Annotated in this window: 7 protein-coding genes; 1 reads left to right on the top strand and 6 read right to left on the bottom strand. The window is 45.5% G+C overall.

Going from position 1 to position 12,973, the window contains the following annotated elements; translation table 11 throughout:
• Window positions 1–10: 10 nt before the first annotated feature.
• From C7475_RS16855 to C7475_RS16835, 5 genes are all read right to left on the bottom strand, one after another.
• Window positions 11–2,011: an alpha-galactosidase gene (locus tag C7475_RS16855; RefSeq protein WP_110054546.1), complete on the bottom strand. Its 2,001-nt coding sequence runs from the start codon at window positions 2,009–2,011 to the stop codon at window positions 11–13.
• Window positions 2,012–2,075: 64 nt separating this feature from the next.
• Complete coding sequence (locus C7475_RS16850; protein ID WP_110054545.1) at window positions 2,076–3,641, bottom strand: RagB/SusD family nutrient uptake outer membrane protein; 1,566 nt, start codon at window positions 3,639–3,641, stop codon at window positions 2,076–2,078.
• Between the two features lie 20 nt (window positions 3,642–3,661).
• Window positions 3,662–6,793 (bottom strand): TonB-dependent receptor, encoded by a 3,132-nt coding sequence (locus C7475_RS16845; protein ID WP_110054544.1) that lies wholly within the window; start codon window positions 6,791–6,793, stop codon window positions 3,662–3,664.
• Between the two features lie 360 nt (window positions 6,794–7,153).
• The gene (locus C7475_RS16840) at window positions 7,154–7,603 is read right to left on the bottom strand and encodes a hypothetical protein (protein ID WP_110054543.1); all 450 of its coding nucleotides are present in this window, start codon (window positions 7,601–7,603) and stop codon (window positions 7,154–7,156) included.
• Between the two features lie 5 nt (window positions 7,604–7,608).
• Entirely contained in the window at window positions 7,609–8,106 is a 498-nt protein-coding gene (locus C7475_RS16835; protein WP_110054542.1) for an ANTAR domain-containing protein, read from the bottom strand.
• A 312-nt stretch (window positions 8,107–8,418) separates the two neighbouring features.
• Here C7475_RS16835 and C7475_RS16830 point away from each other — a divergent pair, with 312 nt between their 5' ends.
• Complete coding sequence (locus tag C7475_RS16830) at window positions 8,419–11,148, top strand: glycoside hydrolase family 78 protein (protein ID WP_110054541.1); 2,730 nt, start codon at window positions 8,419–8,421, stop codon at window positions 11,146–11,148.
• 163 nt (window positions 11,149–11,311) lie between these two features.
• On the opposite strand, the gene C7475_RS16825 is transcribed toward C7475_RS16830, so the two are convergent.
• On the bottom strand, window positions 11,312–12,841 hold the full coding sequence (locus tag C7475_RS16825; RefSeq protein ID WP_110054540.1) for a family 43 glycosylhydrolase: 1,530 nt from the start codon (window positions 12,839–12,841) through the stop codon (window positions 11,312–11,314).
• Between the last annotated feature and the right edge of the window lie 132 nt (window positions 12,842–12,973).

The raw sequence follows: 12,973 nt of genomic DNA, 5'->3' as shown, positions 1-12,973 counted from the left end.
TTAGTAGAGCTTATTTATTGATTTTCAAAAAAAGAACATCTTTAGGCTGAATGTCGATGGTCTTACCCGCGTCGATATCGGTATGCGACCAGAGGTCACGTACGCTATAATGCTTCTTCGGATCAAGTCCTAACCTTTCATATTGCAGCTGTATGCTACGGATTTTGTCTCCATAATTAAAAGCGGCATAGTAAGTATTACCCTGTTCATCTGTAAACACGAACTGATCTTCAGAACGCGTACCCGTTCCTTCTACAGGACGGAAACTATGTCCCATAGCAGCTGCATTTACTTCTGCATTTGTTAAAAATTTCCTTGCCCTGGTTTTGCCCTCTTCACTTCCTCCTTTACTGAAATCATCACCGGCAATGAACAAGCCTGTAATAACCGCTGATGTGACACGGGCCCTGTTCTCTCCTTCTGTTGCTTCCTGTAGTACTACGTGGTCGGCATCATTGAACCTGTAGATCTTGTTGATCCACCAGCCATAGGAAACTGCGTTCAGCGTATATTCCGTATCCTTGATCTTATTCCAGGCGTCGCAGGCTATACGACGTGATTGGGCGTATTGAGCAGGGAAAATTGGAGCAATCGAAAGGTTAATATACATATCCCCGAAGTATTTGTCAAGTAACTGCATGCCATAATTATAAGCAGCGATACCGGATTTCACTTTAGGATCGTACCATTTGTCGGCATTAATAGCGCCATGTGCCATGAAATCAACCTTAACATATTGAAAACCACAACGGTGAAAAAGATCTGCCACTTTCTGCATGCGCTGCTCAATAGCCGGATGGGTCGGATCTATAGCGTATGCTCCGTCCAGGTCCTGCGGCTGCCCATTTGCATACAAATAAACATCCTTAAACTTATACTCCGGTGCTTCTTTGATATTCCTGTCCGGATTTTTACCCCAATCGGTAAAAGGCGTCCAGTAAATACCTGCCATCTGACCATTCTCTTTACAATGCTTTACAAAATCTTTTAGCTGTTCTTCTGTAAAACGGTCCCAGCCAGAATCCAGGCCGATCACCACTTCTCCATCCTTATTTACAAAATGGTTCGGCTGCAGATTTTCGTGGAAGAAATCGGATACTTCCAACGCCTTCTCATAGCTGATCTTGAACTGTAATACACCCCAGCTGTTCCATCCTACAGGCATTGCCTTGTTCCATGCTTTCGGAGGAGCTATCGTCGCATTCGCCGCGCCATAAGCATCCATCCCAGTCCTCCAGTCGTTGAATACCCCTAACATTACTTTAGGCGATTTGATAACATGCCCTTCCTTCGCGCCATGTGGCAGGAGATCACGGGTAGTGGAATCTGCAGCGCCACCATAACATGTCAACGTATATCCATTGCCATTTTCTGCCTTATTCATGATCACAGCCGACTTCCAGAAGTCATGCTCTACCGATCCTACCACCAGGCCTTTGCGGGTATCACCATCGAAAACCGCTGTTGTTTCATAACTGGTAAGTGTCGTGAAATCCAGTGGGTGAGACTGGAAACGGATCCATTTGTCATTGTCAAATGGTACAAACAAAGCCCGGTTATTGCCCTTACCAAGCACCTGTGTCATATCATTGAGATTCACGGGCGCCATATAGTTAGATGCAACATTGCCGGAAGCTGCTTCCAGCGTAAAATCTGTGAGCAGATAGTCTTTGCCGGTGTACTGGTAGAAAGACTGCACCAGTGTAGGTAGTTTACCATCGCGATAAGTTACCTGCAGCAGCGAGCCTTTTCCAAATGCATCGTTCACCGATTTTACTGTCAGCACACCACGGTCATAATCTTTTGTGGTGATCAGCCGGCCATTCCACTTGTAGGAAGCATACAGCTGAACGTTCACATTCCCTGCGGGCCTTGTAAGACGTAAAGTTTTACTCGTCTTGTCGTATACAATTTTCCAGTCGTTAGGCGTAGCAGCATGAGCTACGCGCATCCATAAAAGTGTGGCCACCGCTAAGAGCATGTGCGGGGCGAGTCGAAATATCTTCCTCATAATAAATGATAAAAGCAGGTCCACTGCCTGTATTCAGCGGACCTGCCTCTTTTAAAGGTGACTATTAATTATAGCCCGGATTCTGATCCGAAGGCGCAATATCATCGTTCAACTTGATTTCCGTGTCTGGAATAGGAAATAAAGTATGATAGGGCTGTATCGTTCCTGACCGTTTTGTCCATTCGTTACGGGCTTTTACCAGCTCTACGAACTTACCGGTACGGATCAGGTCAATACGGCGCCAGTTTTCAGCAAAGAGTTCCCTGATACGCTCGTCCATAATAGCTGTACGGAAAGCGTCCTGGGACATTGCCTGCCATTTTTTATCGGCTGGCAGATTATTATTCCACGCACGTGTACGTACTTCATTTACCACGTCTACTGCTTCACCTCCACGACCCAATTCATTTAAACACTCCGCATAGCAAAGTTTGATATCTCCCAGACGCAGCACCGGAATATTTTTACCGGAATACCACATATTGTCATACTTATTATCTGTATGCTTGTCTGTACGGAAGTCCTCATACTTCTTTACGTGTGGTTTCAGCTCATCATGATCAGCGCCCAGGTCTTCCCATTTAACGGGGTCCAGGGTAGGCGTTACACCATAGTAAGTGAAATCATAGCGGATACTTTCTTCCTTACGCACGTCGCCATCTTCCCATATACCACCATCTGCAACTGTGGAGTAAGCATACTTGGTAGGTACGATCTTATCATAACCGGAATAAAAACAACCATCACCAAAGAAGTTCTGTACTGCACGGGAACCTATCTGGAACTGTATTTTATTATTGTTGGGATAGACAGGGCTAAACTGGAATTCCAGGATAGCTTCAGCAGTATTTGGTTTCGTGTAATCCCACAGGTCCTTGTAAGGTACCAGGGAATACGCACTCATCATTTTCTCAAAGCATGCAGCAGCTTTTGCAAAGTCACGCAGGCCAGTAGTTTCAGGCGCAGACATATAAGCCTTACCCAGCATTGCCCATGCGGCGCCGGAAGTAGCACGTCCGACATCATTCTTATCAGGACAATTATCAGCAGCACGTTGAAGGTCTGCAATAATAAAAGTCCAAACATCTTTCAGCGGCTGGCGGCGGCCACCTAATTCACCTGAACGGGCCACATCTGCGATGGGAATTTCACCCCAGTACATCGCCATCTCGAAATCCAGGAAGCCACGTATAAAAGAAGCCTCACCCAGTAATTTAGCCTCGCGGGAACCCGGCGTTACTTCTGTTGAGCTAAGTCCCGCAACAATTCTGGCAACTTCATTTATCACCGGCCAGCGGATATCCCACTGGTTAGTAAGATGGGTGAGGTTCGAATTCAGGTTAGCGTCAAAGCGGTCAATACCACCTTTACTCCGATCGCTCTTCATCTGAAAAGCTCCCTGTTGTATTTCATCCGTTCCCATCATCATGATGAGTCCCTGTTCATCTGTACGGAAACCTTTCCAGTTAGCGTAAGCCCCCTTAAGACTGGTCTCCACAAGATTCACATCAGCGTATACCTGATTTTGATCAAGCCTGGTTAAACTCTTTTCGTCGAGAAATTTGTTACAGGAAGCGGAGAACATGATGAATCCCGCTGCCAGTGCCAATGTTGTTATATTACGTTTCATAATAATCTAGCAGTTGAAGTTTAGAAACCTACATTCAATCCAAAAACATACATTTTTATCGGAGGATAACCGTAGTCGCCGGTTTCCGGATCCATTCCTTTGTACTTGGTAACACAGAACAGATTAGAGCCGGTTGCGTACAGACGCAGGTTATTCAACTTCCATGATTCCAGAAGTTTTCCCGGTAGATTGTAAGACAGCGTCAATGCTGACAAACGCAGGAAAGATGCATTCTGTATTGTGTAACTTGTTTCGGATGGACTGAAACGATTGTAGTTGCCGGTATTCGCTATCACACGTGGGATGTCAGTGTTAGTATGCTGAGGCGTCCAACGGTTCAGCAGATCTTCAGTGGCCATACTTTCACCAACGCTGTTGATCAGTCCTTCATAATAGCTGCTGATCTTTTTAGCACCGTAAGAGTAAGTGAAGTTTGCATTCAGGGCAAAAGCCTTATAGTTGATGTTAGTGCCGAAACCACCATAGAATTTAGGATCAGACTTCGCTACCACAGTCCTGTCATACTGTGTGTTAACTATACCGTCAGGTTTACCATCAGGACCAGAAATATCTTTTGCGAAAAGATCTCCAGGGCTTACAGTTTTCCCGTTGAAGTCCAGGTCTTCCCAATCCTTGCGGTTAGATTCCTGTGCAATACCGCCGGATACCAGCGTGTAAATGCCATGCAGTGACTGCCCCAGGAAGACGTTTCCTTCACGCTGTATCACGTTCTGATCAACATTATATATCTCTGTAGCATCGCCATTCAGTTTTGTCACCTTGTTCTTATCGAAGGAGATATTAGCTGACACATTCCAGTTGAAGTCTTTCTTCTGAATAACATCACCTGACACCGAGAATTCCATACCCTTATTGTTCACACTTCCAATATTCTCCCATTGTTTCTTAAAACCTGAAGTTGTGGCGAGGTTACGGTCCAGCAAGAGGTTGTCATTATTGATATCGAAGAAGTCGGCAGTAACGATCAATCTTGATTTAAACAGACCAGCGTTGATACCGATGTTGCTTTGTTTCTGTTTTTCCCAGGTGATGTTCGGATTACCACGACGGCCATCATTTGAGATCAGTGCATTGCCATTATCGATCTTGGAACCATACAACGTCTGGAATGCATAGTTCAAGATATCCTGGTTACCAACTACACCATAACCAACACGCAGTTTCAACTGGTCGATGAAGGTTACATCCTTCAGGAAATCTTCCCTGTTAATATCCCATGCAGCAGACACTGATGGGAATATACCCCAGCGGTTACCTTCAGCAAAACGGGAAGAACCGTCGTAACGGGCAGTAGCCGTTAAATGATATTTGTCTTTGTAGCTATAGTTCACGCGACCCAGTACAGAAGCGAGGGAGTATGCGTAGAAGTCAGAACCCAGTACACCTTTTTCCAGTGCAGCTGCACCACCCAGATCATAGTAAGAGAGATCATCACTAGCAAAACGATCGCCCTGTGCTTTTGTATAGTTTGAAGTACGTTTGCTGGAGCTGGTTCCTACTAAGGCAGTCAGTTTATGATCATTGCCGAACATGGTGTTATAGGTCAGGGTGTTATCCCACTGCCAGTAAGTATCTGCCCATCTTTCATGTTTAGCGCGGGCATCGCCACTGTTGTGACGGATAGCTTCCTGGATGTTATGTGGGGTGAACTCGAACCATTCCTGTGCACCGTAGTCCAGTGAATAGCTGGAACGGAAATTCAGGCCTTTAATAGGATTGATGTCGATATAGTTAGAAGAGGTTACACGATTACGTGAACGGTCACGCTGAACGAATAATGAGTTGAAAGGATTGTAATCATTATTGTTCTGCTCTCCGTGCGCACGGTAGTAAAGCGTGAGATAATCGTAGGTATAACGCGTTGCCGGATCGCGGTAAGGCGCGTAGTTCAGCAGCGGGTTTGCATTCAGTGCTTTGTTATACACATCATCAGATGGTATGTCGTCGTTAGTACGGGTAAAGCCTGTGTTGGTACCTACCTTCAGCCATTTCTTAACATTATACTCTGCATTGAAACGACCGGTATATTTATTTTGTTTAGTATTTTCTATCACGCCTTTGTTACCAGCGTAGCCGAGGCTCAGATAAAAAACACCTCTGTCAGTACCACCGGAAAAGCTCACAGCATGATTCTGTTGTACGCCCGTACGGCTTACCTGGTCCAGCCAGTTATAGCTTTGTTTTGCATTGTATGTTTCAAGCTCCTGGGCAGTAAATGCAGTAGGGGGAACCAGCAGCACGTTCTTAATGTAATCTTCGCGGTTTGCGTTTGGATTATCATGTATGTAACCATTGGCATAGGCATCAATACGCAGATCACCCAATTGCACAGCATTCAAAGTCTTCGGAATACGAGTAAATTCAGAAGAACCTATCCAGCTATCATAAGTAACCAGACCATCTCCACCTCTGCGCTGGCCCTTCTTGGTGGTGATCACCACTACGCCGTTGGCACCACGGGAACCGTAAAGCGCTGTAGCAGATGCGTCTTTCAACACCTGTATGGACGCTACGTCGTTTACGTTCACGGAATTAAAACCGCCCTGATTGTTCTCCATGATCACACCATCCACTACGTAAATAGGGGAAGCGCCTGCGTTAATGGTGTTTGCACCACGGATCCTGATAGTTGCATCGTCGCTCGGACGGGTTGCATTACTAACAAATACACCGGGAGCATTACCTTGCAAAGCCTGGTTGATGTTGGTAACAGGACGTTCCAGCAACTTCTTCGAGTCTACTGTTGTTACAGCCCCTGTCAGGTCAGACTTTTTCATGCTGGCCCCGACAACTACCACTTCATCAACAACAGCTGTAGCCTGCTGCATCTTAATGCTTAGCGCATTCAGGTTGTTGAAAGGTACGGTCTGCGGTTCAAAACCCAGAAAACTGAACTCCAGTGTGCCTTTTCCGCTTTCTGCATTTAATGCAAAAGCACCGTCGATGCCTGTAACAGTACCGGTCTTAGTACCGGCCAGCTTTACAGACACACCTGGAAGCGGCTCACCCTTCGTATCAGTGACTTTACCGGAAATCTTGCCGCCCTGGGCAAAAACGGGAATGGCGCCGGTTAGCATAGCAATGATAGCCATGAACAACCATAGCCTCTTGGAAGCATTTCTTACATGCATAACGTGAAGCATAAAGTGTTTGTAATGATTCTTTTTAATGATAGGTATACTGCTGATTTGACAATCTCCAAAAAACGTGGCATTCCTGCGAACTTAGATCCCCCACAGAATAACAACGACCCTCGCTCTAACACAAATAGCTGATTATCAGCCATAAGCTTTAGACTTTGATTGGGTTGTTCTATTCTGTTCTACTCAACAAATATAGGGTTAGTTTCGAAAATTCAAAGTTTTTTTTGACGGCTGGATAAAATGAGCATAAGATGACTGTATAGGGGCTAAAAAAAATGCAGCCCTTAAAGGAACTGCATTGAGTTATGCGAATAAACTATTTACTATTTAAAATAGCGGCCTATGAAACTATTTCCAAGAAGGACCTATTGCCCAACACCCTGTATCAGCCAGCTTTATCCTGAATTCTTCATCATCGCCCTTTTCCCCTATCATAACTGAATGCGCAAGGTTATTGGGTTTACCTTCAATTTCAGGATCATTGTATATTGGGTCATGTTCTATTTCCTGCCCTTTTCCAGGAAAATTTATACTTCGAACAGTTCCTACATTAAACTTATAAATACAGAACTTACGAGGATCTTTAGGCTTACCTGTTCTAAGGTTTAGCTGACGCCCAATAAGAGCCCGGGATGATTCCGCCGTACTGTATTTATCCCAGTCACAACTCAAGTTGTTCCCCTTAACCGGAGTATTCCTGAATGCGCTGGCCCTGGGCTTATAATCTTTGGAACTAATAAAATCAATGCCTATACGGCAGAAGACGTGGTCTTCGTTTGGGATAAATATTTCTTTCATAGATTTTACAAACAATTTTTCATCCAGAGAGCTAAATGCTCTTCCACTCCTTTAATACTTATATCTCCTTTAATCCTGTCTTCATTGGCATACCTGTCACCATAGAACGATGCCTTCTGAAGATTTCTATGATTAAAATTGATAAGCAGTCTTCCCTTTGAAGTTCTCCATTCAAGATCAATTGATCCATCCCTTACTGGGTTTATCTCGGGAAGTTCAAGAGCAGTCAGATATATCTGATCAAAATACCCGACATATGCTTTCAAAAAAGAAGTTGCATTTTCCCAGATAATTTCATCTATTGGTAATGCGTCTTCTTCATCCCAGCCCTCTCTGAGCATTAAAATATGCTTTGATTGTTCAATAAGCTTTTCAGCCTCAGAATTGTAGGTATATCCCATCTTTGTTACGATATCCTTTAAAAAGCCTGTTTTATTAAATGGTAATTGGGTTGTTTTTTCGCCCCCGGGTAAACATCTGGTTGGATTGCTGATTTCTCTCATAAAGTTAAATTTTTGTGGAAACAATTCATTAACAAACAAAAGCAATCTCCATACTTCTAAAATACAATATTATATCTTCTCCCAATACAAAACAAAAAATTTACAAACATTGTTTTTCTACCAATCAATGGAGAACAACTTTCACATAAATTATCCTGCCATTGCCGATTTGCTACCTTGTTGTCAAATTTAATAATACGGCGGGCAACTCCCTTCTCTTCCCATTATCCATTCAACTAGGAAAGTGCAGGACAGTTAAACCCTGCTATTTTTTATATTTAACCATTAAACGTAAACAACAAATCCACGTCGATGAAAAAACAGGTCCTTTTATGCCTGCTGGTCTTTGCTCTCTGCGCCGATGCGCTAAGCCAGCCCCGGGTAGTATCCATGCTCTGCGAGAACCGTACTAATCCAAACGGTATCGATGTACTCAAGCCTCAGCTTACCTGGCTATTAACAGGTAACAGGAGGAACATTCACCAATCCGCTTATGAGCTCCGTGTGGGCACTTCTTCCAAAGAACTGGCCCAGGGTAAACAATTGGTATGGAACAGCGGCAAAATAAGCGCTGATCAATCTGTACATGTCCCTTACGGCGGCTCTCCCCTCCTCTCCGGTAAAAAGTATTTCTGGCAGGTCAGGATATGGGACGACAAAGGCCAGGCTTCCGGCTGGAGCCCGGTGGCTGAATGGCAAATGGCCTTTTTACAGCCCGGCGACTGGAAAGCCAGCTGGATAGAGCCCGGCTTCGTACAGGACAGCATTTCACGCCCTAGCCCTCTGCTCCGCAAAACATTCAAGACGTCCAAAAAAATACAATCTGCCACTGCATATGTTACCGCCCGCGGTCTCTACGAGGCACGTATAAATGGTCAGCGGGTAGGCGATGCCTTCCTTACTCCCGGCTGGACCAGCTATAAAAAACGACTGCAATACCAGCAATACGATGTTACCAACCTGCTTCGTCAGGGCGCCAATGCCATCGGCGTGTCATTAGGCGTAGGATGGTACAGCGGCTACCTGGCATGGGGCGATGCTAAAAACCATTTTGGCTCCAGGATAGGCCTGCTGTTCCAGTTAAACATCCAATATACTGACGGCACAGAAGAAGTGATTTCCTCCGACAACAGCTGGAAATCATCAACTGGTAGTATTCTTTACTCCGAGATCTATCACGGTGAAACCATCGACGCCAGGAAGGAAAAAGAGGGCTGGTCCACTGCTGCCTATGATGATCATGACTGGTCAGGCGTACAGCTAAGCAGCGATAACAATAAAAACACGCTGATCGCAACAGAGAACGAGCCAATAAAAAAGCATGAACAATTCAAACCGATAAGGATCTTCACCACACCCTCCGGTGAGAAAGTAATAGACTTCGGTCAGAACCTCGTGGGATGGGTAAAGGTGCAACTAAAAGGCCGTCCGGGCGATAGCATTGTGCTGCAACATGCAGAGGTGCTGGACAAGAACAAGAACTTCTATATAACAAATCTCCGTCTTGCAAAACAGAAGAATACTTACATCTTCAAAGGCAACGGCACAGAAGTTTTTGAGCCCCATTTTACATTCCAGGGCTTCCGTTATGTAAAGATCACCGGCTTTAACGGCGAGATAAACCCGGATAACTTTACCGCCTATGCGCTTTATTCTGATATGCCTGCCACCGGTACTTTCAGCTGTTCCAATCAATTGATCAACCAGTTGCAACACAATATTCAATGGGGCCAGCGTGGGAACTTCCTGGACGTTCCGACAGACTGTCCGCAGCGCGATGAGAGACTTGGCTGGACCGGCGATGCACAGGCATTTTCAAGAACAGCAGCTTTCAATTTCCAGGTGAATAATTTCTTCTCCAAATGGTTGAAAGATGTTGCGGCCGATCAACGTGCTGACGGTAGCGTTCCGTTTGTTGTTCCTAATGTGCTTGGGCAAAATGAAATGGGGTCTGCCGGCTGGGCTGATGTTGCCACTATCGCGCCCTGGAATATGTATCTCGCCTATGGCGACAAACGCCTGCTGGAACAGCAATACCCAAGTATGAAAGCCTGGGTGGGTTATATTCAGGGAGTTAGCAAAGAAGACCTGTGGAATTCCGGTTCCCATTTTGGCGACTGGCTGTTTTACCGTCCCGAAGATGACAACGATGGAAGATCCGCCATCACTGATAAATATCTCATCGCACAATGTTTCTATGCTCATTCCACACAGCTGCTCATCAATACAGCACAGGTGCTGGGTAAAACAGATGATGTATCAACTTATACAAAACTGCTGCAACGTATTAAAGCAGCATTCTTAAAAGAGTATGCCACTCCCGCCGGCCGGTTGATATCCAGCTCCCAGACAGCTTACGTGCTGGCATTACAGTTCGATATGCTGCCTGAAAACCTGCGCGAACAGGCTGCTCAACGCCTCGTAGACAACATCAGAAGCTACGGTAACCACCTTACTACCGGGTTCCTGGGTACTCCTTACTTATGTCATGTGTTAAGCCGCTTTGGACATCTCGATGTAGCTTATACGCTCCTCTTACAGGATAGCTATCCATCCTGGTTGTATCCGGTAAAGATGGGCGCGACCACTATATGGGAAAGATGGAACGGCCAGAAGCCGGATGGTAGTTTTGAAACACCAGGCATGAATTCATTTAACCACTATGCATACGGCGCAATCGGCGACTGGATGTACAGGGTCACTGCTGGTATTGATACCGAGGAAGATGCTCCCGGTTACCGCCATATTATCATCCGTCCACGTCCCGGAGGTAATCTCACACAGGCAACAGGATCACTCCTCACCTATTATGGGAACATAAAATCATCCTGGCAATTACAGAATGGTCAGTTTTCTCTTGATGTAGAAATACCCGCCAATACAACAGCCACAATATATCTACCGGTGAAAAATAATGCAGCTATACAGGAAGGTGGTAAATCCGTCGCGACTCAAAAAGACATACGCCTTGTCAGTACCGGTAAAGAGCAAACCGTACTGGAAGTAGGTTCAGGTCAATATCATTTTACAACAGCACAATAAGCTGAATACCCATATAGAAAGGCCTTCCAGCGCATAGCTTTGGAAGGCCTTTTTTATAGCTGTTGAACGTAGTTTAATTAAATGCTGAAGGCCATCTATGTTTTCAACTGCCAAGCAAAATATAACAGACATTACATGTCCGTTCTCAGTACCACGATCCATTTCACGGGATGATCTGCCAGAGTTCAGCATCATACTGATTTTCGTACCACTGCTCCAGTTTAGTTCCCGGTGTCTGATTGCTGTAAGGAACATTCAGTGCCAGCAAACTTCTCCTGTTGATGATCTTGAAATAGCCATTGCCCATGTCCTGCACACGCCAATGCTGGGCAATGTTCCCATTGTCTGTCCACTGGATCAGGATATTACCCGCATTCAGAGAACCTCCTGCATTATCCAGGCATAAACCAGAAGCCACAGATGTTATTTTGTAATAACCATTACCCAGACTGCTGAAGTTCCATTTCTGTGCTGTAGCGTTATTATCTGTCCATTGCTGGATCTGTAGTCCGGCGGTGGCACTGCCACTTGGAACGTCCACACATTGCGAAGTTACTTTCGACTTTATACGGTATACGCCATTGGCGACCGGCATGCTATAGGAAGGGCCGATAGACGGTGCCGGTATAGGAATTCCTTTTTCTATCGGATAACCGAAATAAGGGATATTTCCGTCCCAGGAAAACTGTTGTGTCATTACCCTCCTGTCCCATCCTGAACCATCCGCATTTGCTGAATGATAAACGATCCACCACTGTATGTTATCCGGTGATTTCACAAAAGATGCATGTCCTGGTCCATACACATTGCCAAACCTTGAGAAGGCTGCAGTGGAAGGCTTGTTCCAGGAAGCTTTTGACATCAGGTTACCATTGGTGCAGGTAAGTCTTCCCAGGCAATAATCGTTCGTCCAGCTGCCGCTTGCCGAATAAATGATATTCACCGTGTTCCCACTGATCAGCGGTGTTGGTCCCTCGTTCACAGCAGGCGTTCCTACCTTTTCCCAGGCATAATCAGGCCTGGATATTTCCACCCTTTCACCGGAGAGCGTATATGGATTACTCATCCGGGCGATGTAGATGTACTGAGATACATTGGTAGTTCCCTCCCAGCCCGACCAAATGAAATACTGCTGACCGTTATAGTCAAATGGCGATCCGTCTATAGCCCACCTGTCTGTTGTGGCACTTAATCTCGCTTTATAGGTATAACCGCCATCCAGCGGATTATTGGCGTTGGCGCCGCCCTCCAGTACAAACATCCTGTGATTGGCATTATTACCATCATCTGCCGCAAAATAAACATACCACCTGCCACTACGGTAATGCAGTTCCGGCGCCCACAAATTGGAAGAATATGGCATTCCCCCGGGAGGCGTAAAAATGTACGTCTTCGGTTGCAGTAAAATGTCCTGCAGTGTTGCTGATCTCGTGATCCATAAACGTCCTCCGTCAGAACCACAATAGTAGTAAGATCCGCCGATGTAGATCACCCAGGGGTCGTAATAACTACCATTGTCTGCCGATGGCAAGGCATTGGTGAAAATAACGGAAGCGCTTAAAGCTGCATTTTGCTTCGACAACAGTGCACCGGACGTGGCTGTACCCGGCGTCTCTGCCTGAGGCTTTCTGCAACCTGCAGCCAATACAAGCATTACGATGGACCAGCAGCCTAACAAATAGATTCTTTTCATGTCAGTTGATTTTGAGGGATGAGTAAATACAAAAGTCGGGTACTGAACTGCATATACATTGCGTGCAGCTTCGCTTCAGCCGACTAATAACCCCGGATACATCCAGGATACAGCAACCTGAATTCAACCGGG

This window comes from Chitinophaga sp. S165 (genome assembly GCF_003182155.1).
Classification (GTDB): domain Bacteria; phylum Bacteroidota; class Bacteroidia; order Chitinophagales; family Chitinophagaceae; genus Chitinophaga.
This window is presented reverse-complemented; position numbering and strand designations above follow the sequence as displayed.

Bases quoted from the DNA above. Each gene is read 5' to 3' on its own strand.
- C7475_RS16855 (WP_110054546.1), bottom strand. From the start codon at position 2,011: ATGAGGAAGATATTTCGACTCGCCCCGCACATGCTCTTAGCGGTGGCC.
- C7475_RS16850 (WP_110054545.1), bottom strand. From the start codon at position 3,641: ATGAAACGTAATATAACAACATTGGCACTGGCAGCGGGATTCATCATG.
- C7475_RS16845 (WP_110054544.1), bottom strand. From the start codon at position 6,793: ATGCATGTAAGAAATGCTTCCAAGAGGCTATGGTTGTTCATGGCTATC.
- C7475_RS16840 (WP_110054543.1), bottom strand. From the start codon at position 7,603: ATGAAAGAAATATTTATCCCAAACGAAGACCACGTCTTCTGCCGTATA.
- C7475_RS16835 (WP_110054542.1), bottom strand. From the start codon at position 8,106: ATGAGAGAAATCAGCAATCCAACCAGATGTTTACCCGGGGGCGAAAAA.
- C7475_RS16830 (WP_110054541.1), top strand. From the start codon at position 8,419: ATGAAAAAACAGGTCCTTTTATGCCTGCTGGTCTTTGCTCTCTGCGCC.
- C7475_RS16825 (WP_110054540.1), bottom strand. From the start codon at position 12,841: ATGAAAAGAATCTATTTGTTAGGCTGCTGGTCCATCGTAATGCTTGTA.